General features: G+C 69.8%; 19 protein-coding genes and 1 tRNA gene. 12 read left to right on the forward strand and 8 right to left on the reverse strand.

Annotation, left to right across the window (positions count from 1 at the left end):
- Nucleotides 1-90 precede the first annotated feature (90 nt).
- Entirely contained in the window at nucleotides 91-978 is an 888-nt protein-coding gene (locus ACZ4V1_RS11455) for a rhomboid family intramembrane serine protease (RefSeq protein WP_468332901.1), read from the forward strand.
- 276 nt (nucleotides 979-1,254) lie between these two features.
- Here ACZ4V1_RS11455 and crgA read toward each other — a convergent pair whose 3' ends face one another.
- Nucleotides 1,255-1,509 carry a cell division protein CrgA gene (gene crgA / locus ACZ4V1_RS11460; protein ID WP_468332904.1) on the reverse strand — a complete coding sequence of 85 codons (255 nt, stop codon included), beginning with the start codon at nucleotides 1,507-1,509 and terminating at the stop codon, nucleotides 1,255-1,257.
- 121 nt (nucleotides 1,510-1,630) lie between these two features.
- On the opposite strand from crgA, the gene ACZ4V1_RS11465 reads away from it, so the two are divergent.
- From ACZ4V1_RS11465 to ACZ4V1_RS11505, 9 genes are all read left to right on the forward strand, one after another.
- A complete protein-coding gene (locus ACZ4V1_RS11465) occupies nucleotides 1,631-2,410 on the forward strand; it encodes a DUF881 domain-containing protein (RefSeq protein WP_468332907.1) in 780 nt (259 codons plus the stop codon).
- A 45-nt stretch (nucleotides 2,411-2,455) separates the two neighbouring features.
- The gene (locus ACZ4V1_RS11470; RefSeq protein ID WP_174532177.1) at nucleotides 2,456-2,653 is read left to right on the forward strand and encodes a hypothetical protein; all 198 of its coding nucleotides are present in this window, start codon (nucleotides 2,456-2,458) and stop codon (nucleotides 2,651-2,653) included.
- Entirely contained in the window at nucleotides 2,650-3,288 is a 639-nt protein-coding gene (locus ACZ4V1_RS11475; protein ID WP_468332910.1) for an aminodeoxychorismate/anthranilate synthase component II, read from the forward strand. The genes ACZ4V1_RS11470 and ACZ4V1_RS11475 overlap by 4 nt, the downstream gene beginning before the upstream one ends.
- Nucleotides 3,285-4,325: a class E sortase gene (locus ACZ4V1_RS11480; RefSeq protein ID WP_468332913.1), complete on the forward strand. Its 1,041-nt coding sequence runs from the start codon at nucleotides 3,285-3,287 to the stop codon at nucleotides 4,323-4,325. The genes ACZ4V1_RS11475 and ACZ4V1_RS11480 overlap by 4 nt, the downstream gene beginning before the upstream one ends.
- A gap of 13 nt (nucleotides 4,326-4,338) precedes the next feature.
- Nucleotides 4,339-5,112 carry a class E sortase gene (locus ACZ4V1_RS11485; protein WP_468332916.1) on the forward strand — a complete coding sequence of 258 codons (774 nt, stop codon included), beginning with the start codon at nucleotides 4,339-4,341 and terminating at the stop codon, nucleotides 5,110-5,112.
- 400 nt (nucleotides 5,113-5,512) lie between these two features.
- On the forward strand, nucleotides 5,513-5,947 hold the full coding sequence (locus ACZ4V1_RS11490) for a hypothetical protein (protein WP_468332919.1): 435 nt from the start codon (nucleotides 5,513-5,515) through the stop codon (nucleotides 5,945-5,947).
- A gap of 120 nt (nucleotides 5,948-6,067) precedes the next feature.
- Nucleotides 6,068-8,518, forward strand: coding sequence for a glycoside hydrolase domain-containing protein (locus ACZ4V1_RS11495; protein ID WP_468332922.1), 2,451 nt, complete (start codon nucleotides 6,068-6,070; stop codon nucleotides 8,516-8,518).
- 3 nt (nucleotides 8,519-8,521) lie between these two features.
- Nucleotides 8,522-9,055: a hypothetical protein gene (locus ACZ4V1_RS11500; RefSeq protein WP_468332925.1), complete on the forward strand. Its 534-nt coding sequence runs from the start codon at nucleotides 8,522-8,524 to the stop codon at nucleotides 9,053-9,055.
- Between the two features lie 2 nt (nucleotides 9,056-9,057).
- On the forward strand, nucleotides 9,058-9,729 hold the full coding sequence (locus tag ACZ4V1_RS11505; protein ID WP_468333527.1) for a M15 family metallopeptidase domain-containing protein: 672 nt from the start codon (nucleotides 9,058-9,060) through the stop codon (nucleotides 9,727-9,729).
- A 136-nt stretch (nucleotides 9,730-9,865) separates the two neighbouring features.
- On the opposite strand, the gene pknB is transcribed toward ACZ4V1_RS11505, so the two are convergent.
- The 6 genes from pknB to fhaA form a co-directional block, all read right to left on the reverse strand.
- Entirely contained in the window at nucleotides 9,866-11,884 is a 2,019-nt protein-coding gene (gene pknB / locus ACZ4V1_RS11510) for a Stk1 family PASTA domain-containing Ser/Thr kinase (RefSeq protein WP_468332928.1), read from the reverse strand.
- Between the two features lie 189 nt (nucleotides 11,885-12,073).
- On the reverse strand, nucleotides 12,074-13,546 hold the full coding sequence (locus tag ACZ4V1_RS11515; RefSeq protein WP_468332931.1) for a peptidoglycan D,D-transpeptidase FtsI family protein: 1,473 nt from the start codon (nucleotides 13,544-13,546) through the stop codon (nucleotides 12,074-12,076).
- A complete protein-coding gene (locus ACZ4V1_RS11520; protein WP_468332934.1) occupies nucleotides 13,543-14,979 on the reverse strand; it encodes an FtsW/RodA/SpoVE family cell cycle protein in 1,437 nt (478 codons plus the stop codon). The genes ACZ4V1_RS11515 and ACZ4V1_RS11520 overlap by 4 nt, the downstream gene beginning before the upstream one ends.
- A gap of 27 nt (nucleotides 14,980-15,006) precedes the next feature.
- A complete protein-coding gene (locus ACZ4V1_RS11525; RefSeq protein WP_468333530.1) occupies nucleotides 15,007-16,554 on the reverse strand; it encodes a Stp1/IreP family PP2C-type Ser/Thr phosphatase in 1,548 nt (515 codons plus the stop codon).
- A 141-nt stretch (nucleotides 16,555-16,695) separates the two neighbouring features.
- Nucleotides 16,696-17,214 (reverse strand): antibiotic biosynthesis regulator FhaB, encoded by a 519-nt coding sequence (gene fhaB, locus ACZ4V1_RS11530; protein ID WP_121748050.1) that lies wholly within the window; start codon nucleotides 17,212-17,214, stop codon nucleotides 16,696-16,698.
- A 10-nt stretch (nucleotides 17,215-17,224) separates the two neighbouring features.
- Nucleotides 17,225-18,115 carry an antibiotic biosynthesis regulator FhaA gene (gene fhaA, locus ACZ4V1_RS11535; protein ID WP_468332937.1) on the reverse strand — a complete coding sequence of 297 codons (891 nt, stop codon included), beginning with the start codon at nucleotides 18,113-18,115 and terminating at the stop codon, nucleotides 17,225-17,227.
- Between the two features lie 579 nt (nucleotides 18,116-18,694).
- On the opposite strand from fhaA, the gene ACZ4V1_RS11540 reads away from it, so the two are divergent.
- Nucleotides 18,695-18,781: transfer RNA gene (locus ACZ4V1_RS11540), tRNA-Leu, on the forward strand.
- A 108-nt stretch (nucleotides 18,782-18,889) separates the two neighbouring features.
- Here ACZ4V1_RS11540 and ACZ4V1_RS11545 read toward each other — a convergent pair.
- Nucleotides 18,890-19,798, reverse strand: a complete 909-nt coding sequence (locus tag ACZ4V1_RS11545; protein ID WP_468332940.1) for a dioxygenase family protein — start codon at nucleotides 19,796-19,798, stop codon at nucleotides 18,890-18,892.
- 359 nt (nucleotides 19,799-20,157) lie between these two features.
- Here ACZ4V1_RS11545 and ACZ4V1_RS11550 point away from each other — a divergent pair, with 359 nt between their 5' ends.
- Nucleotides 20,158-21,627: a DUF2252 domain-containing protein gene (locus tag ACZ4V1_RS11550; RefSeq protein WP_468332943.1), complete on the forward strand. Its 1,470-nt coding sequence runs from the start codon at nucleotides 20,158-20,160 to the stop codon at nucleotides 21,625-21,627.
- Nucleotides 21,628-21,670 lie beyond the last annotated feature (43 nt).

Below are 21,670 nucleotides of genomic sequence, written 5' to 3' on the forward strand. Positions count from 1 at the left end.
ACGCCCCGCTCATCCGTAGAGATGAGCGGGGCGGTGCATTTGCCCACACCGCTGCCCACAGGGCGACCGAAGGACGACCGAGGGGAAGCCATGGACCACGCCGCGGCCGGCGCACCGGACGCCGAGAGCACGCCCGGCTGCTACCGCCACCCCGACCGGGAGACCGGCATCCGCTGCACCCGCTGCGAACGCCCCATCTGCACCGACTGCATGGTCAACGCCTCCGTCGGCTTCCACTGCCCCGACTGCGCCACCGGCCGCACCGGCGGCGGTCCCGCCCCCGCCGCCTCCCGCCCCCGCACACTGGCCGGCGGCACCATCGCAAGCGACCCCCACCTCCTCACCAAGATCATCATCGGGCTCAACGCGGCGGTCTTCATCGCCGTCCACGCCCTGCCGTCGTCCTTCCTCAGCGACATGGTGCTCATCGGGCGATGGCCACCCGCCCCCTTCGTCCCGACCGAGGGAGTCGCCGAGGGCGAGTGGTACCGCCTGGTGACCACGATGTTCACCCACGAGGAAATCTGGCACATCGGCTTCAACATGCTCAGCCTCTGGTTCCTCGGCGGCCCCCTGGAAGCAGCCCTCGGCAGAGCCCGCTACCTCACGCTCTACCTCGTCTCCGGTCTGGCCGGCAGCGCCCTCACCTACCTGCTCGCCTCGCCCACCACGGCCACCCTCGGTGCCTCCGGCGCGGTATTCGGCCTCTTCGGCGCGACCGCCGCCCTCGTCCGCCGCCTCAACGCCGACATGCGGCCGGTCGTCATCCTGCTGGTGATCAACCTGGTCTTCACCTTCACCTGGGCCAACATCGCCTGGCAGGCCCACATCGGCGGCCTCGTCGCCGGCGCCGCGATCGGCTACGCCATGCTCCACGCCCCGCGCGAGCGGCGGACGCTCGTCCAGTACGGCACCTGCGCCCTGGTCCTCGTGGCTGTCGCCGGGTTGACCCTGTTGAGGACCGCTCAGCTCACCTGAGCGCGCGTTGTCCACAGCGGGTGGCGGATCTTGTGCATACCGTGCGGGAACAAGTGTGCCCCCTGTCACTGACTTGCGTTTCCGCAGGTCAGGCAGGGGGCGAACGTATTTTCGGTTGCCGGTACTTCCGTCACACCGGCGTCAATGCCCAGCGGGTTATCCACAGATCGTCTTTCTTTTCCCCATGTGGATAACGCCTGTGGATAACCCCGTGGATAGCCCTGGGGAGAGCTGTGCCCAGCCCGCGGCCCGTCTACTGCCCGGGCTCCAGCCCGGCTACTTCCACTGCGTGGAGACACCGAATCCGGCGGCGATGAAACCGAAGCCCACCACGATGTTCCAGTTGCCCAGCGCGTCGATGGGCAGTGAACCGTCGGTGACGTAGAAGACGACGATCCAGGCGAGACCGATGACGAACAGGGCGAGCATGACGGGCGCCACCCAGCTGCGGCTGGTCAGCTTGATGCTGGTCGTCTGCTTCGAGGGCGGCGGCGTGTAGTCGGCCTTCTTGCGGATACGTGACTTCGGCACGAGGGTCTCTCCTGTCGATGCGCTGCGTGGCCGCGCAGGGAACGGGGTCGGGGACTCTGAGCGCTCCCCCGGGCGTCCGTTAGCGTAGTGCTTCCGTGGCGCCGAAGGAGATAAGGGTACGTTGAGCAATTCTGCCGACTCCCCCGGGACGGGATCCAGCCCTGCCCGCGGGCGCCGATTCCGGCCCGTGCGGGTGCTCACGGCAGCCGTCTTCGCACTCGCGGGACTCATATTCTTCACCAGCTTCAATACGGCCAAGGGCACCAATATCCGCACGGACGCCTCTTTGCTCAAGTTGTCCGATCTCATCCACGAGCGCAGCCAGGAGAACGGTGAGCTCGAGGAGTCCAACGCGTCCCTGCGCGACGAGATCGACGGGCTCGCCGAGCGCGACGACGGAAGCACCAAGGCGGAGCAGGACAAACTCGCGGAGCTGAAGAAGAAGGCGGGTACGCAGAAGCTGCGCGGCGAGTCGATCTCGGTCACGCTCGACGACGCCCCGCCGGACGCCACCGCCAAGCTCCCCGGCTATCCGGAACCCGAGCCCGACTACCTGGTCATCCACCAGCAGGATCTGCAGGCGGTGGTGAACGCGCTCTGGCAGGGCGGCGCCGAGGGCATCAAGGTGATGGACCAGCGGCTGATCTCCACCAGCGCGGTGCGCTGTGTGGGCAACACCCTGATCCTCCAGGGCCGCGTCTACTCGCCGCCGTACAAGATCCAGGCGGTGGGGGACCCGGAGCGGCTGAAGGAGGCGCTGGCGGCTTCCCCGGCGATCCAGAACTACATGGTGTACGTCAACGTCTACGGGCTGGGCTGGAAGGTCGAGGACGAGGGGCGGGCGACGCTGCCCGGCTACTCGGGCACGGCGGATCTGCACTATGCCCAGCCTGTGGATTGACGCCGTTCCGCAGGGCCCCGCGCCGTTAGTCTGGTGCGGTACGGCGTGAGTCTGGCGCCGTGGTGCGACGGAAGGGACGGCATGTACGGCTGGATCTGGCGGCATCTGCCGGGGAACGCGTGGGTGAAGGCGCTGCTCTCGCTCGTGCTGGCGGTGGCCGTGGTCTACGTCCTCTTCCAGTACGTCTTCCCGTGGGCCGAACCGCTGCTTCCCTTCAACGATGTGACGGTGGACAACCAGTGAGCGCGCGCATCCTCGTCGTCGACAACTACGACAGCTTCGTCTTCAACCTGGTCCAGTACCTCTACCAGCTGGGCGCCGAGTGCGAGGTGCTGCGCAACGACGAGGTGTCGACGGCACACGCCCAGGACGGCTTCGACGGCGTACTGCTCTCTCCCGGCCCCGGTACGCCCGAGCAGGCGGGGGTCTGCGTCGACATGGTCCGGCACTGCGCGGCGACCGGGATGCCCGTCTTCGGCGTCTGCCTCGGCATGCAGGCGATGCAGGTGGCGTACGGCGGTGTGGTGGACCGGGCGCCGGAGCTGCTGCACGGCAAGACCTCGCCGGTCGAGCACGCGGGCCGGGGCGTCTTCGCGGGTCTGCCCTCTCCCTTCACGGCGACGCGGTACCACTCGCTGGCGGCGGAGCCGGCCACGGTGCCGGCCGAGCTGGAGGTGACGGCCCGTACCCACGACGGGATCGTGATGGGGCTGCGCCACCGGGAACTGCCGGTCGAGGGCGTGCAGTTCCATCCGGAGTCGGTGCTGACCGAGCACGGGCACCGGATGCTGGCCAACTGGCTGGCGGAGTGCGGCGACCAGGACGCGGTGGCGAGGTCGGCGGGGCTCGCCCCGGTGGTGGGCAGGGCCACGGCGTGACCGCGCTGCGCCCCGAGCGCGACACCGGCGCGGCCGGTGACCAGGGATCCTCGTACGGGCAGCCGTACGGGGATTCCGGTGCGTTCGGGGGCGGTTGGCACGAGGACGTCGCCTCGGAGGTGCCGTACCGGCCGGTCGTCGGCGACGACGAGACGGTGGCGCTGCGGATTCCGGACCCGCCGCCGGAGCGGAGAACCACCGCTCCACCCGTGGGCGGCGGTCGCGCGGCCCGCAGGAAGGCCGCGAAACGGCGTCACGGACGTCGTGGTGCCGCCCGGGGCCCGTTGGCGGCAGCGGAGCCGGACGAGGCGCCGAAAGCGCCTCTGTCGCGCGTTGAGGCGCGTCGGCAGGCGCGTGCCCGCAAGCCGGGACCCGCGGTGATCGCCAGCCGTGCGATAGGTGAGGTCTTCATCACGACCGGCGTGCTGATGCTGCTGTTCGTCACGTACCAGTTGTGGTGGACGAACGTGCGGGCGCAGGCGCAGGCGGACCAGGCGGCGAGCAACCTCCAGGACGACTGGGCGAGCGGCAAGCGCAGCCCGGGGACGTTCGAGCCGGGGCAGGGCTTCGCGCTGCTGCACATTCCCAAGCTGGACGTCGTGGTGCCGATCGCGGAGGGCATCGACGAGAAGAAGGTCCTGGACCGGGGCATGGTCGGGCACTACGCCGAGGGCGGGCTGAAGACGGCGATGCCGGAGGCGAAGACGGGCAACTTCGGGCTGGCGGGGCATCGCAACACGCACGGTGAACCGTTCCGGTACATCAACAAGCTGAAGCCGGGCGACCCGATCGTCGTGGAGACGCAGGACAAGTACTTCGTCTACAAGATGGCGTCGATCCTGCCGGTGACGTCGCCGAGCAACGTCAGTGTCCTCGATCCGGTGCCGAAGCAGTCCGGTTTCACCGGTCCCGGCCGTTACATCACCCTCACCACCTGCACGCCGGAGTTCACGAGCAAGTACCGGATGATCGTCTGGGGCAAGATGGCCGAGGAAAGGCCGCGCAGCAAGGGCAAGCCGGATGCGCTCGTCAGTTAAGGGCGGATGACCAGTGGCAGCGACCACCGACACGGAGCACGAAGAGCACGCCGGCGCGGACGGCCCACCGGAGCCCTCGGCACGCCGCCGCGGCCGCGGTCCGGGGCGGATCGCCGCGCAGGCCGTCAGCGTCTTCGGCGAGCTCCTGATCACCGCGGGCCTGGTGCTCGGCCTGTTCGTCGTCTACTCCCTGTGGTGGACGAACGTGGTCGCCGACCGCGCGGCGGACAAACAGGCCGACAAGGTCCGTGACGACTGGGCCCAGGACCGGGTCGGTCCGGACGGTCCGGGGGCGCTGGACACCAAGGCGGGCATCGGCTTCCTGCACGTGCCGGCGATGGGGAACGGCGACATCCTCGTGGAGAAGGGCACGTCGATGAAGGTCCTCAACGACGGCGTGGCCGGTTACTACACCGACCCGGTCAAGTCGGCGCTGCCGACCTCGGGCAAGAAGGGCAACTTCTCGCTGGCGGCGCACCGGGACGGGCACGGGGCCAAGTTCCACGACATCGACAAGATCGAGAAGGGCGACCCGATCGTCTTCGAGACCAAGGACAAGTGGTACGTCTACCAGACCTACGCGGTCCTTCCCGAGACGTCGAAGTACAACGTCAAGGTCCTCGACGCGGTCCCCGAGGAGTCCGGCAGGAAGAAGGCCGGCCACTACATCACCCTGACGACCTGCACACCGGTCTACACGAGCCGGTACCGGTACGTGGTCTGGGGCGAGCTGGTGCGCACGGAGAAGGTGGACGGGGAGCGGACTCCGCCGGCGGAACTGCGCTGACCGCCGGTCCCCGCCGCCACCGCGCAGGCGGACCGGATGCGGCCGTTGCGACGGCAACGCCCCCTTCTTGTCATGTCCGGCGACTTCGGTAGGGTGATCTTCGGGCCGACCACCCGGGGGGAAGAGTTGTTCGTAGATGCCGTGCCGCTGTCGGCCCGTCCTGCGCGGGTGTCATCGGATCCATGCCGCTGACGCGGCAGACCGCGACTCCTCGTACCCACAGCCGCGGTGAAACGCGTGCGGGCCACTCCCGGCCGGCCGCCCCCGGAACTCCAGGCCCCGCCGGACGAGCCGACCAGCTCGTCGAGCCGGGTCCCGCCCGGCCCAACGGAAGAGAAGCGCTCCGGCTTGCCCGGGGCCGCTCCGCCATGCCCGAAAACAAGTCAAGAGGAACCCTGGCATGAACAAGAAGTCCCTGGTCGCCGGCATATTCGCGCTCGCCGCCGCCCTCCTTCCGCTGAGCGCGGCCCCGGCCCAGGCCGCGTCGAATCCGTGCGGTGGCCCGTACCAGACCATCGCCTACGTCGACGGCCGCCTGCCGGGCGACAGCGGCAACGACGACGGCGACATGGTCGCCTACGCGGGCGGCACCGGATACCTGTGCGTCGTCTTCTACAACGGGACGCCGGGCGGGGCGAACGAGATGTACTTCAACGTCTGCCCCGGCACGACCAGCGGCGGGGGGTGCGGCACCGACCACGGTTACTACGGCTCGTACGCCGGTCCGATCCGCATCACCGACACCGGCTGCTTCACTGCCGCGTACATGCTGCGGAACGAGAAGGACACCACCTGGCTCATCAACGGCAAGCGCAGCTACGGGCCGCGCTGCTGATCCGTGACGCTCAGGGCCGGCCCGCCCGGCCCTGATCCGGGGACGCGCACACGGCACGGGCCCGCTCCCTGCCTGAGCAGCGCGTCCCGCCACCTCCCCATCGCGCAGAGAGGGTCCCGCGTGGATCAGCAAGTCCTCAGAGCCCAGAAGTGGGTCAACGAGAAGTACGGAAGCATCGCCGGCTACCAGCGCTGTCCCGAGGACGGCCGTACCGGCTGGGCGACCATGTACAGCCTGACCATGGGCCTCCAGCACGAACTCGGCATCAGCCCGGTCGTCGCCAACTTCGGCCCGGGAACCTACTCCCGCGTGGAGGCCCTGGGCGAGATCGGCTTCGGCTGGGACAACAACCGCGACCTGCTGGCATGCGTCCAGTTCGGCATGTGGTGCAAGGGCTACTGGGCCGTCGAGCCGGAGAGCGAGGGCTGGTTCACCGGCGTCACCCGGGAAGCCGTCAAGCAGCTCCGCTCCAACATGGGCCTGCCCGAGGGGGAGGGCACCCTCAACGCGAAGATCATCAAGGCGATCCTCAACATGGACGCCTACGTCGTCGTCGCCGGCGGCAGCGAGGAGATCCGCGGCATCCAGCAGTGGCTCAACGGGGCCTACTGGAACAAGAGCGCCTACACCATCGGGCCCGCGGACGGGATCTACTCCCGGGACGTGCAGAAGTCCCTCATGATCGCCCTCCAGTACGAGCTGGGGGTCGCCGGTCCGAACGGGAACTTCGGCCCCGGCACGCAGGCGGCTCTGCGCTCCCACTCCGTCGCCCAGGGCGACTCGGGCACCCTGGTCCGGATATTCTCCGCCGCCTGTGTCTTCAATTCCCCCACCTACGACGCCGATTCGAACGAGGTCCGCACCACCTGGCGCTCCTCCTTCGACGCCAGGCTCGCCGAGTGGATCAGTGCCTTCCAGAAGTTCAACAAGCTGAGCGTCAACGGGGACGGCGACTTCCAGACCTGGTCCCAGCTCCTGGTCTCCATGGGCGACCCCGACCGGCCGGCCACGGGTTCGGACACGCGCTACGAGATCACCCCGTCGCGCGCGAAGTGGCTCAAGGACCACGGCTACGAGATCGTGGGCCGCTACATCTACGATCCGCCGGGTTCCACGCTGGACAAGGAGATCAAGCCCGGGGAACTGGACACGATCTTCTCGCACGGGCTGAGCGTCTTCCCCATCTACCAGGACAACGCCCGCGAACTGGACGACTTCACCTACGCCAACGGCTACCAGCACGGCCTCAACGCCCACGAGCTGGCCAGCGGCTACGGCTTCAACCCCGGCACCACCATCTACTTCGCCGTCGACTACGACGCCACCCAGGAGGCCATCGACGGCTCCCCGAAGGGCGTCATCGTCTACTTCCACGGCGTGCAGGCCGCCCTCGCCAGCAAGGGCAAGAAGTACAACCACGGCGTCTACGGCTCCCGCAACGTCTGCATCAACGTCACCAACAAGACGTTCGCCCGGTACTCCTTCGTCTCCGGAATGTCCTGGGGGTTCTCCGGCAACCTCGGCTTCCCGATCCCAAGGAACTGGTCGTTCAACCAGATCAAGGAGTTCAGGGTCCAGAACGGGACCGACTCCTTCGACCTCGACCGCGACGTCGTCTCCGGCCTCGACCGTGGCGTGTCCTCGGTCAACGACAAGGCCGGCCCGGCGGACGACTTCATCAGCTACGTCCAGAAGCTGTACGACCTGGCCGGCTCCTACGGAGCCAGCGGTCAGAAGCGCAGCCAGCTCGTGATGGAGTACATCCGCCACCACGAGTACGGCGACAAGGACACGCTGAACAAGATCGGCTGGTGGTACCTGATCGGCGCGTACGACACGGGATTCGTCGACTACTGCAACGCCCGCGGCATGTCCGTCAAGAAGACGTTCAAGGACCCCTTCACCGGCTACGACCTGGGCGCCGAGCACATGATGGCCACGGCCAACGCCCACCTCCTGACCGACCAGCCGTCCGACAGGCAGGGCGCCAACGGCGGTGACGTCGGCGGCTGGGCCGGTGACCTGATGACGTTCTGGTCGGACTGGCGGAACTCCGAGACGGAGTACGCCGATCCCCTCGCGTTCTGCCACGCCAAGCTCGCCGTGCCCGGAGTGTCGTCCTCGTTCGGCTTCAACGACCTCATCGAGGACGCCGACGGCTACCTGATCGCCCGCGCGGTCCGCGGCAACAAGACCGTCGTCGAGGCCGTCAAGGGCCTGTACCAGCAGGGTGGCGGCGGCCTGAGCCGCTTCAACGACTACTTCACCCAGCGCTGGGGCAACGCCACCGACTGCAAGCAGTCCGCCCACAACGCCCTGACCGCCTCCGACACCGTCCTGGGCCCGGCCCGCAAGCAGCTCATCAGCCTCAAGGGTGCCGTGCTGCCGGCCGTCTACCAGAATGCCCCGGGTGGTTTCGACAAGCTCCAGAACTTCGAGCAGGGATTCGTGGACGCTCTTCTCGCCCGCATGGGCATGGAGGAGCGCAAGGCGGCGCAGTACCGGTCCAACCACGAGGCGTTCCTCAAGGCGGCCCGCAGCCGTACCGCCTCGCGTTCCGCCAAGGGCTGACGCATGACCCAGGGAAACAAGACCTTCCGGCCCGAGCGGCTCGCCTACCTGGGCGGGCTCGCGGTGATGGGCATCGCGCTGCTTCTCCTGCTCGGCACCGGCGGCCTCGTCGTGGCCGCCGTGGCCGGGGTTCTGTGCCTCGGCGTGATCGCCGGAGGCCGCAGTGGCGTCCGGGCCGTCCGCGAAGGCAGATGGGCGCACCCCCGGACCTGGCTGTCCCTCGGCGTGGCCGGTGTGTCGACCGGTGTCGGCGGATTCGTGGTCGCCTACCTGACCGGGATCCTCTCCGGGGGCCTGGATGTCGAGGAGGCCTGCGTCCACGGCCATGGCGTCCGCTACGACGACGCCTACCGGGAAGCGCACGCGGAAGAGTTCAGCCGTTGGTTCCCGCTGCACAGCAAGTGCAACGAGAACTTCGATCTTGTTCCCTCCTGGGTCAACCCGGCCATTGTGTTCTTCGCCCTGCTGGCGGCGATCGGCGTGCTGTGCCTCGCCGCCGCGGTGGCGACTGCTCTGAGACCAAGGAGAGACGGATGAAGATGGGTGAACTGACGAGACGCCGTTTCGTCGGAGTCACGGCCGGCGCGGCGGGTACGGCCGCCCTCGGCTCGCTGCTGACCGCCGGACAGGCCACCGCGGCCGACGGGGCCGGTACCGCCGGTTCCTGGGCGAAGGGCCGCACCGCCAACGGCTGGCCCGTCCTGGAGAAGGCGGAGTCGTTCGGCATCGAGGGCAGTGACCAGAAGGTCGGACTCGCGGGCGGCGACGCCGCCGTGGTCCTGCTGTACGTGGCGCGCCGGTTCCACTATGAGATCGGCACACTGCGGGACGGCGATGTCCACGGATGGCTGGGCGAACGCCGGGTCTCGACGGACTACGAGTCGAACCACCTGTCCGGCACGGCGATCGCCGTCCGCCCTCTCTCGTACCCGGTCGGTGCGGAGAACGGCCTGTACCCGAACGAACTCGTCGTGGTGCGGGACATCCTCGCCGAGCTGGACGGTGTCGTCGCCTGGGGCGGGGACCTCACGCCGGTGAAGGAGTCCCACTTCGAGATCGCCGTCAAGCCCGGGCACCCGCGGCTGAAGGGAGTCGCCCGCAAGATCGGCGGCTGGCAGCAGGGCCCCGGGGACGAGGGGGCCGGCGCGACGGACGCGTTCGATCCCGCGCGGCGCGAGAAGGCCCGGTCCTTCGCACGACGCTCGGCGTGAGCAGTCGGCGTGAGCAGTCGGCGTGAGCAGTCGGCGTAAGCAGAGCGCGTAGCACCGCTTCGGACCGGAGAGAGCCCCGGTCCCTCCGCTCGGAGGGGCCGGGGCTCTAGCCGTGTTCGTGAGTCACCGGGGTGCGTCAGTCGTCGTCGCCGCGGAGGCCGCCGATGATGCCGCCGTTGTTGTTACCGCCGTTGTTGCCGCCGTTGTCGCCGCCCACGGTCGTGAGGGTGATCGGCGTGGCGGCCGGGTCGTCGACCTCGGTGCCGGGCTGCGGGTTCATGGCGATCACCTTGGCGTTGTCGTCACCCGGGGCGCCGGGCGTGAGCTGGACGTTGGTGAAGCCGCTCTGCTGCAGGATCTGCTTCGCCTGGCCCAGGGGCGTGCCGAGCTTGACCTCCGGGACCTTGGTCTTCTCCACGGCCTTGCCGACGACGATCGTCACCTGCGAGCCCTTGTCGACCTGCTGGCCCCCTTGCGGGGTGGTGGAGATGACCTTGTCGACCTGGTTCGGGTCGTTGGTGGGCTGGTCCGTGCAGGTGGCTTCGAGGTCGTTGTTCTGCATCTGGGCCTTGGCCTCGTCGCAGCTGCGGCCGACGACGTCGGGCACGGTGGCCTTCTCCTCGGCCTTGGCGACCTCCAGGGTCACCGTGGAGCCCTTCTCCAGCTCGTTGCCCGGGTCGGGGTCCTGGCTGAGGACGGTGCCCTCGTCCTGGGAGGACTCGGTCTGCTTGGTCTCGACCTTGAAGCCCTTCTCCGTGAGCTGCTGGGTGGCCTCGTCGACGTTCTTGTCGATGACGTTCGGCACGGCGACCTTGGGGGCGCCGGTCGAGACGACCAGGTTGACGGTGGACTTCTTGTCGACGCTGGTGCCCTGCGCTGGGTCCTGCGAGCAGATGTTGCCCTTCTTCTGGTCCTCGCAGGGCTTCTGCGTGAAGGCCAGTTCCAGCTCGGCGTTGGTGGCCTGTTGCTGGGCGTCCGCCTTGGCCAGTCCGACGAAGGCGGGCACGTCGACCTTGTTGTTGCCCGGTCCTCCGCTGCTGAACGCGTACTTGCCGATCAGGATCGCGCCGACGAGGACGAGGATGCCGGCCAGGACCAGGAAGATCGTGGAGGTGTTCGACTTGCGCGGCTGCTGGCGGCGCCGGTCGGGGCGGTCGTCGTAGCCGTAGGCGCCGTCGTCCGGGTTCATGGGCGGCAGCATGGTCGTGGCGCCGCCGCCCGCGTCCGAGCGCAGGGCGGTGGTCGGCTGCTCGTCGGGGTAGGCGCCGTAGCCCCCCGCGGCCATGGCGCCGAGCGCCGCGGTGGCGCCGACCGGCTGGCCGTCGAGGCAGGCCTCGATGTCGGCGCGCATCTCGTCGGCCGACTGGTAGCGGTAGTCGGGGTCCTTGACCAGGGCCTTCAGCACGATCGCGTCCATCTCGGGCGTGATCTCGGGGTCGAAGACGCTGGGCGTCTGCGGTTCCTCGCGGACGTGCTGGTAGGCGACGGCCACCGGGGAGTCGCCCACGAAGGGCGGACGCACGGTCAGCAGCTCGTAGAGCAGGCAGCCCGTGGAGTACAGGTCGGAGCGGGCGTCGACCTGCTCGCCCTTGGCCTGCTCCGGGGAGAGGTACTGGGCGGTCCCGATGACCGCGGCGGTCTGGGTCATGGTCATGCCGGAGTCGCCCATGGCGCGGGCGATGCCGAAGTCCATGACCTTGACCTGGCCGTTGCGCGTGAGCATGACGTTGGCCGGCTTGATGTCGCGGTGGACGATGCCGGCGCGGTGTGAGTACTCCAGCGCCTGGAGGATGCCGATGGTCATCTCCAGCGTCCGCTCCGGCAGCAGTTTGCGGCCGGAGTGGAGCAGCTCACGGAGTGTGGAGCCGTCGACGTACTCCATGACGATGTACGGGATCGACACGTTGTCGATGTAGTCCTCGCCCGTGTCGTAGACCGCCACGATCGCGGGATGGTTGAGCGAGGCGGCCGACTGGGCCTCCCGGCGGAAGCGGGCCTGGAAGGACGGGTCGCGCGCGAGGTCCGCGCGGAGCGTCTTCACTGCCACGGTGCGGCCGAGCCGGGTGTCGTGCGCGAGGTATACCTCCGCCATGCCACCACGGCCGAGCACCTGGCCCAGCTCGTACCGGCCGCCGAGGCGACGCGGCTCTTCCATGGTTACTACCAGCCCTCTCCGTCGGTCCCGACCGGCATGCTTGTACGGTCGGAGGCTGCCGTCCGGCCTACCGTACCCGGCTCGCTCCGGGTGACCTGGCCAAGCCCGATACCCGATACAGGACCGGTATCGCAACGTGCGCCTATGTGAAGGGGACGTGACCGGAGTCACGTCCTGTTCAGCCCGTGGTCACTCCTTGCTCTCCAGAACGGCTTCCATCACGTTCTTCGCGATCGGCGCCGCGAGGCCGCCGCCGGAGATGTCGTCACGGACGGCGTTCTCGTCCTCGATCACCACGGCCACGGCGACGGGCGCGCTGCCGTCGTCGCCCTTGGCGTAGGAGATGAACCAGGCGTAGGGGTTCTCCTTGTTGTCGACACCGTGCTGCGCCGTACCGGTCTTGCCGCCCACGGTGACGCCGTCGATCCGCGCGTTGGTTCCCGTGCCGTCCTCGACGACGGTCTCCATCATGTCCTGGAGGATCTCGGCGTTGTCCGCGGAGAGCGGCTCGCTCATCTCCTCGGGTTCCGTTTTCTCGATGGTGTCGAGATTGGGGGCCTGGAGTTCGTCCACCATGTACGGCTTCATCAGGGTGCCGTCGTTGGCGATGGCCGAGGTGACCATGGCCATCTGCAGCGGGGTCGCGGCGGTGTTGAACTGGCCGATGGAGGAGAGCGCGACCTCCGAGGGCACCATGTCGTCGGAGAAGACCGAGGCGCTGGAGCGGACGGGGACGAACTGCTCCTCGTTGAAGCCGAACTTCTCGGCCGTCTCCAGCATCTTCTCGTTGCCGAGGTCGGAGCCGATCTTGCCGAAGACGGTGTTGCAGGACACGCGCAGTGCCTCGCGGAGGGTGGCGTCCTCACAGGGGAGGTCGCCCTCGTTGGGCAGTTCGGTGGTGGTGCCGGGCATCGTCCAGGGCAGGGGGGAGTCGGTCTTCTCGTCCGCCGAGTCGTACAGGCCGTGCTCCAGGGCGGCCGCCGCGGTGAGCACCTTGAAGGTGGAGCCGGGCGGGTAGACCTCGCGCAGGGCGCGGTTGAGCATCGGGTCGTCCGGGTTGTTCTTCTTCTGGAGCCTGTTCCAGGCCTCGCCGGCCGCTTCGTTGCTGCCGGCGATCGACGTGGGGTCGTACGAGGGGTAGGAGGCCATCGAGAGGATCTTGCCCGTGGAGGGTTCGAGCGCGACGACGGCGCCCTTGGCGCCCTGCTTCTTCAGGCCGTCGTAGGCGGCCTGCTGGGCGGCGCTGTCGAGGGTGGTGACGACGTTGCCGCCCTCGCGCTTCTTTCCGGTGATCATGTCGAGGGTGTTGCGGAAGAAGAGCCGGTCGTCGTTGCCGGTGAGGATGCCGTCGTCGATGGCCTCGAGCTGGGTGGCGCCGTAGGCCTGGGAGACGTACCCGGTGACGGGCGCCCACATGGCGCCGTCCTTGTAGGTGCGCTTGTACTTGAAGTCGCCCTCGGTGGTGGCGTGGCCGGTGATGGCCTTGCCGTCGACGATGATGTCGCCGCGCGGTGCGGCATAGCGCTCGATGGCGACGCGGCGGTTGTGCTCGTCCTCCTTGAGCTCGTCCGCCTGGACGTACTGGAGCCAGTTGTCGCGGATGAGCAGGGTGAGGACGAGGAGGCCGCAGAAGATCGCGATGCGGCGCAGTGGCTTGTTCACGGTCGGACCACCTGGGTCATCTCGGCATCCGGGTTGGCGGGAGCGGCGGGTGCCGGTCTGCGGGCGGTGTCGCTGATGCGCAGCAGGATGCCGATCAGGGCCCAGTTGGCGATGACCGAGGAGCCTCCGTAGGCCAGGAAGGGCATCGTCATACCGGTGAGCGGGATGAGGCCCATGACGCCGCCGGCGACGACGAAGACCTGGAGGGCGAAGGCGCCGGAGAGGCCGATGGCGAGGAGCTTGCCGAACGGGTCGCGGGCGGCGAGGGCGGTGCGCACGCCGCGCTCCACGATCAGCGCGTAGAGCAGGAGCAGGGCCATGAGGCCGGCCAGGCCCAGTTCCTCGCCGAAGGTGGCGAGGATGAAGTCGGAGTTGGCGGCGAACCGGATGAGCTCGGAGTGGCCCTGGCCCCAGCCGGTGCCGAGGGTGCCGCCGGAGCCGAAGGCCCACAGGGCCTGCATGGCCTGCTCGGAGTGGCCGACCTGGCCGGCGCGGGAGAGCGTGTACTCCTTCATCGGGTCGAGCCAGGCGTCGACGCGCTGCTGGATGTGGGGTTCGAAGGTGGCGACGCCGACCGCGCCGACGGCGGACATCAGCAGACCGAAGACGATCCAGCTCGTCCGCTCGGTGGCGACGTACAGCATGATCACGAACATGCCGAAGAACAGCAGCGAGGTGCCGAGGTCGGTCTCGAAGACCAGGATGAGGATCGAGACCATCCAGACGACGAGGATGGGGCCGAGGTCGCGGCCGCGGGGCAGGTAGAGGCCCATGAAACGGCGGCTGGCCAGGGCCAGCGCGTCGCGCTTCACCATCAGGTAGCCGGCGAAGAAGATCGCGAGGACGATCTTGGCGAACTCTCCGGGCTGGATGGAGAAGGAGCCGACCTGGATCCAGATCTTGGCGCCGTAGATGTTCTTGCCCAGGCCCGGCACCAGGGGGAGCAGCAGCAGGAACAGCGCGCTGACCATGGAGATGTAGGTGTAGCGCTGCAGGACGCGGTGGTCCTTGAGGAAGATCATCACGGCGACGAACAGGGCGATGCCCATCGCGGTGTACATCAGCTGGCGAGGCGCGGCGTTGCCGGCCTGCTGGATGTCCTGGAGCAGCTCGGACTGGTCGAGGCGCCAGATGGCGACGAGTCCCAGTCCGTTGAGCAGGGTGGCCAGCGGCAGCATCAGGGGGTCCGCGTACGGCGCGAACTTGCGTACGACGAGGTGTCCGACGCCGGCCAGGAGGCCGAGGCCGAGGCCGTAGCTCAGCAGGCCGGCGGGCACCTCGTCGTTGATGGCCAGTCCCACGTTGGCGTAGGCGAAGACCGGGATGACGACGGCGAACACGAGCAGGGCCAGCTCGGTGTTGCGCCGGCTGGGGGCGCCGATGGCGCCGATCGTGGACGTGTGGTGCGTCGGCGAGTTGGAAGTACTGCTCATCGTGTGACGGGGCCTCTCACGGCTTGCCTACTGCTTACCGCACAGCGAGACGACCTTCTGCTCTTCCTCCGAGAGGGTCGGGCCGGAGCCTGGAGTGGGTGCGGTCGTGGACGGGGACTCGGACGATTCGGGGGCCTTCGGTGACCCCGACGGGTTCGGGGTCGGTGAGGCCTTGGACGTGAAGGAGGCGGGGGTGGTTCCCGTGGTGCCTCCGGCCTCGCCCTCGCCCGTCTTCGCGTTCTTCTCGGTCTCGGCGGTGCGCCGGTCGGCCTGCTTCTTGCAGGCGGAGGCCTGCACTGCCAGTTCCTCGATCTTCGCCCGGGCGTCGGCCAGGTCACTCTCGGGGATGGTGGCCTCGACCAGTTTCTGCTGGTACGGCGGCAGGTACTTGAGTTCGATCTCGGGGTGGTCCTTCTGGATCTCCGAGAGGGAGACCCAGGCGAGGTCCTGGCTGATGCCCCGGTACAGCGCGAGGTGGTCGTCCTTGGTGCCGACGTAGTACTGGGTCTGGGTCCAGCGCCAGCCGCCGTACGTGCCGCCGCCGATGACGGCGAGGGCGAGCACGGTGTAGAGGGATCTCTTCAGCCACTTGCGGCTTTTGCGGGGTTTGGCGAAGTCCTCGGGGCCGTAGTCGTCGAAGCCGCCGGACGGGATGTAGCCGGTGGTGTCGCCGCTGCCGGGCGGGCCGAACTCGCCGCCGCCGCCCCGCTGTCCGCCCTGGCGGCCGAGGCCCGCGGCGCGGCCGGCGGGGGTCTGCATGATGCCGTTGTCGCCGAACTGGGCCTGGTTCTCGGCGACGGCGCCGACCACGATCGGGGTGTCGGAGAGCTGGCCGGCGAGGGTGTCGCCGGTGTCCAGGTCGAGGACGTCGGCGATGATGACGGTGATGTTGTCGGGGCCGCCGCCGCGCAGGGCGAGCTGGATCAGCTCCTGGACGGTCTCCTGGGGGCCCTGGTAGCTGGCGAGGGTGTCCTCCATCGTCTGGTGGGAGACGACACCGGAGAGTCCGTCGGAGCAGATGAGGTAGCGGTCGCCGGCCCTCACCTCGCGGATGGACAGGTCGGGTTCGACGTGGTCGCCGCTGCCGAGGGCGCGCATCAGCAGGGAGCGCTGCGGGTGGGTGCCGGCCTCCTCCTCGGTGATGCGTCCTTCGTCGACGAGGCGCTGCACCCAGGTGTGGTCCTGCGTGATCTGGGTGAGGACGCCGTCGCGCAGGAGGTACGCACGGGAGTCGCCGACGTGGACGAGGCCGAGGCGCTGGCCGGTCCAGAGGAGGGCGGTGAGGGTGGTGCCCATGCCTTCGAGGGCGGGGTCCTCCTCGACCATCTGCCGCAGCTGGTCGTTGGCGCGCTGCACGGCGGTGCCGAGGGAGGTGAGGATGTCGGAACCCGGCACGTCGTCGTCGAGGGCGACGATGGTGGAGATCACCTCGGAGGAGGCGACCTCGCCGGCGGCCTGGCCGCCCATGCCGTCGGCGATGGCGAGCAGGCGCGGACCGGCGTAACCGGAGTCCTCGTTGCCCTCCCGGATCATGCCCTTGTGCGATCCGGCGGCGAAGCGCAGTGACAGACTCATGCGCACCTCGCCCGTCGGCTCCGGGTACAGCCGGTCGTGTCGAGCCACACTGCCCACCCTCCGGTCGGGAGCGCGCCGGGGCCCGGCGTGCCGGCCGCCGCTGCGTGCTCGCTCCGCTCGCGCTCATTCATTGGTGTAGCACTACTTCCGCAGCTCGATGACGGTCTTGCCGATGCGGATCGGTGACCCCGGCCCGATCGGTGTGGGGGTCGTCAGCCGGGACCGGTCCAGATAGGTGCCGTTGGTGGAGCCCAGGTCCTCGACGATCCACTGGCCGTTCTGGTCGGGGTAGATCCTGGCATGGCGGCTGGAGGCGTAGTCGTCGTCCAGCACGATCGTCGAGTCGTGTGCCCGGCCGAGCGTGATGGTCTGGCCCTGGAGGGCAACGGTGGTGCCGGTGAGGGTGCCCTCCGTGACGACCAGTTTGGTGGGGGCGCCCCGGCGTCCCCGGCCGCCGCTCTGCTGTTGGCGCTGCGGTGGAGGCGCCTGTCCTTGGCGCGCGGCGGCCTGCTGCGGTCGGGCGGCGTCGCGCCGCGCTCCGCGCTGGGTGACCCGCGTGCCGAACAGGTCGCTGCGGATGACCTGCACGGCCACGATCACGAACAGCCACAATACGGCGAGAAAACCCAGCCGCATGACCGTGAGGGTCAGCTCTGACATTGCCCCCGGATCACCCTTCGGCTTGCCTGTAGATAACGGTGGTGCTGCCCACGACGATCCGCGAGCCGTCGCGGAGCGTAGCGCGGGTGGTGTGCTGCCCGTCCACCACGATGCCGTTGGTGGACCCGAGATCCTGGATCGTCGAGGGCGTTCCGGTCCGGATCTCGCAGTGCCGGCGGGAGACGCCGGGGTCGTCGATCCGCACGTCGGCCTCGGTGCTGCGTCCGAGCACGAGCGTCGCGCGGGAGATCTGGTGGCGGGTGCCGTTGATCTCGATCCAGTGGCGGGTGCGTCCGCCGGCCGCGGGTGCGGCCGGGGGCTGCTGGCCGCCCGCGGGCTGCGGGTAGCCGTATCCGCCGGGGCGTCCGCCGGGTGGCGGCGCGGCCGGCATGGGCGGGGCGCCCGCGGGGGCGGCGGCCGGCGGGTAGCCGTAGCCACCGCCCGGGCCGCCGGGTGTGCCGGGGCGCCCGGTGGGGGCGGCGGGCGCGGCGGGGCCCGCGGGTGCCGGGCCGCCCTGGTGGCTGCTGGAGGAGGCGAGCGTACGGCTGCGCACCCGGTACAGGCCGGTGTCGAGGTCGTCCGCCTTCTCCAGGTGGACCTTGATCGGTCCCATGAAGGTGTAGCGCTGCTGCTTGGCGTAGTCGCGGACCATGCCGGCGAGCTCGTCGCCGAGCTGGCCGGAGTACGGGCTGAGGCGCTCGAAGTCGGGCGTGCTCAGTTCCACGATGAAGTCATTGGGTACGACGGTGCGGTCGCGGTTCCAGATGGTCGCGTTGTTGTCGCATTCGCGCTGGAGCGCTCCCGCGATCTCCACGGGCTGCACCTCGGACTTGAACACCTTCGCGAAGGTGCCGTTGACCAGACCTTCGAGACGCTGCTCGAACTTCTTCAGGACTCCCATGGGGCACCTCCTCCGTCGCTGCCGTCCTGTCCACTGCCTTGCGTACTGCTGCCTTGCGTACTGCTGCCTTGCGTACTGCTGCCTTGCGTACTGCTGCCCTGCGTACTGCTGCCCTGCGTACTGCCTACGCGTGTACCGCTCACCCGCGCACTGTCTACCTGGTACTGCTTACTGATCGTATCCACGCGCCGGTCGATCGGCTGGTTCCCCCTGTCGGCCCGGTCGACGGGTGTCGACGCCTCTCGGAGTTCCCGCCGGAGCTCCCCTTCGAACTCTCCGGGTCCTCCGGGATGCTCTCCCGCAGGTACTCATGCCCAGGATCGTAGAGGCGGCCGCAGACCAGTGTCCCGCACCTGACTGCGGACCCCTACCGGCTACTGGGGAGACGGGCCGGACCGGTACGAGGTTGATACGTGAACGGACACGGGCCGGGACGAGTGCCCGAAGGAGGGCGGGTGCCCTGCTCCCCGGGCCTGCCCCGCCTGGGAAGGGATGTGAATCCACCCCTTCCAGCGTGCTAATGTTCTCGTGTCGGAAGGCGCCGCACCGCAAGGGACGGGGCCGGAAAACACACCCAATGCGCGGGTGGCGGAATAGGCAGACGCGCTGGATTCAGGTTCCAGTGCCCGAAAGGGCGTGGGGGTTCAACTCCCCCCTCGCGCACCAGCCGGAAGCCCCCCAGGTCTCGGACCTGGGGGGCTTCCGCATGCCCGGACCCCGCGCTGTGGGGCGCTGTGGGGGATCCGTGGGACGCGGTGCGCTGTGAGGAAGGTCTCAGGACTCGCGGCGCCACAGGGCCGGCACGTTGGGCGGCTCCCAGCCGGCCATCGAGGTGTGCGCCTGGAGGCAGCGGTAGGAACCGCCGCCGTACGTGACGGCGTCGCCGGCGGCGTAGGAGCGGCCGGTCGCCCAGGTGCCGTTCGGCGGGTCGGTGGGCGGGTCGGTCGGCGGGTCGGTGGGGCCCGGATCGCCGTTCACGTTCAGGACGAAGTCGAAACTCGCCTCCTTTCCGCCGCCGGCACCGCGGACGTTCATCAGCAGCGCGGGGTCGAAGAGGGCGTCCGTGCTGTTGCGGGGCTCACCGGGGAAGTAGAGCTGGGTGGTCAGTACGGGCCTGCCGGGGGCCTGCGCCTTGACGTGGATGTGCCGGGTGCGGCCCGGGTAGAGGCCGGGGACGATCGTCCGCAGCGAGAAGGCGCCGGTGGCGTCGGTGAACTGGTGGCCGCGGAAGGCGTATCCGGCCATGTCGTAGGCGCCGGCGTTGTCGGCCTGCCAGAAGTCGAGGAGCACCCCGGACAGCGGGACGCAGTTGCGGCCGAAGACGTATCCGCTGACGGTGAGCCGGGTGCCGGCGGTGCCGGGCGTCACCAGGTTGGTGCGCAGCGGGGAGTTCGGTTTGAAGTAGGGGCCCTCCATCTGGTCGGGCGTCGGGTCGTCGCCGTCGTCGCAGAAGGGGGTCGGCGGCAGGGTCCGGCCGGTGGAGGAGCGGGCGGCGTCCCGGGCGAGCGCGAGGGAGCCGGTGGCGAGCAGCGGGACGGCGGCGCCCGCGGCGACGGCCGCCCTGAGCAGCGTCTTGCGGCTGATGCCACGGTCGCCGTCGCCGTCGCCGTCGCCGTGGCCGTCGGCGTCGGGGCCGGGGACGACGCCGGGTTCGCCGGGGGTGGTGGGGGTGTCGGAGGTCATGGCGGTTCCTCGGTCTCCTCGGTGGGGGTGGTCCCTGGGGAAGCTGGGCGGGACGTGCGACATCCGGGACGTCGGGGACGGGGAGCGCGTCCGTCCGGCGCGGGGCAGGCTGTCGTCGCTTCGGCGAGCGCGCTCCGTGCTGATCGCTGGAAACCGTATGCGCCCCGGTGGGGGGCCGGGCACCCCCTGCTTCGCCCCCTGCCCGGCGTTATGCGGGACGGGGGGCGCTGTTGGACGGGGGGCCGGGGCCCGTGTACGGGCGGTTCGCCCGGGGGTACGGTCGTGGCGCGCCGGTGCCCGGAGAGGGCGCGGCGCGGACACGGGTACGGCACGGGTGCGAGTACGGGGAGGCGGCCGCGATGACCGAGGCGACGGCGGGGACGACGGCGGAGGCGACTGCGGGGACGGCGACGGGTTCGCGTCCGGGTGCGGAGCCGCAGGGGGGCGTGCGGGTGCCCGTCGTGCCGGGGTTCGCGCGATGGCCCGTCGGCGGCTCACCGAAGGCGGAGGGCAAGGAACTGCGTACGCGCGTTCCGCGTTCCGCGCACGCCGACCTCCGCCTGGGCGCCGCCCGCCCGGACGCGGTGAGCGCGGTCGAGGCATCCAACCGCGGCCGGATACCCGGGCTCACCCCGATGCGAGTAGGACGGATGGCGGCCACCCCGTTCGCCTTCCTGCGCGGGTCGGCGGGGCTCATGGCGTACGACCTGGCGCGTACGCCGACGACCGGGATCGGTGCCCAGCTCTGCGGCGACGCGCACGCCGCCAACTTCGGTCTCTACGGCGACGCCCGCGGCGGCCTGGTCATCGACCTGAACGACTTCGACGAGACGGTGCACGGCCCCTGGGAGTGGGACCTCAAGCGCCTGGCCGCATCGATCGTCCTGGCGGGCCGGGAGGCCGGTGCCGACGAGGACACCTGCCGCGAGGCCGCCCACGACACGGCGGGCGCCTACCGGCGCACCATGCGGCTGCTGGCGAAGCTCCCGGCGCTGGACGCCTGGAACGCCATCGCCGACGAGGAGCTCGTCTCCCACACCGACGCCCACGATTTGCTCGGCACGCTGGAGCGGGTCGCCGAGAAGGCGCGGGCCAACACCAGCGGGCGTTTCGCCGCCAAGTCCACCGAGGCCACCGAGGACGGCGGGCGGCGCTTCGCCGACGCCCCGCCGGTGCTGCGGCGGGTCCCGGCCGGTGAGGCGGCGGCGGTCGCGGCCGCCCTGGAGTCGTACCTGGCCACGCTCTCCGAGGACCGGCTCCCGCTGCTGGCCCGGTACGCGGTGCACGATGTCGCCTTCCGGGTCGTGGGCACCGGCAGCGTGGGCACGCGGTCGTACGTCGTGCTGCTCCTGGACCACCGCGGCGAACCGCTCGTGCTCCAGGTGAAGGAGGCCCGGCCCTCCGTGCTGCTGCCCCACCTGAGGACCGCCGGTTTCGACGCGCCCGACGTCGAGCACGAGGGGCGCCGGGTGGTCATGGGGCAGAAGCGGATGCAGGTGGTCAGCGACATGCTGCTGGGCTGGACCACGGTCGACGGGCGGCCGTTCCAGGTGCGGCAGTTCCGCAACCGCAAGGGCAGTGTGGACGCCACGGCGCTGGCCGCCGACCAGATGGACGACTACGGCCGCATGACCGGCGCCCTGCTGGCCCGCGCCCACGCGCACAGTGCCGACCCGCGGCTCGTCGCCGGGTACTGCGGCAAGAACGACGAGCTGGACGAGGCGGTGGCCGCCTTCGCCGTCGCCTACGCCGACCGCACGGAGGCCGACCACGCCGAGCTGGTCACCGCGGTGCGGGCGGGGCGGATCGCGGCGGAGCTGGGGGTGTAGGGCTCCCGCGACCCGGTGGGGCGGGCGGCATCGTGGCCTAGGC

The sequence above is a fragment of the Streptomyces sp. NPDC028991 genome, from assembly GCF_055564775.1.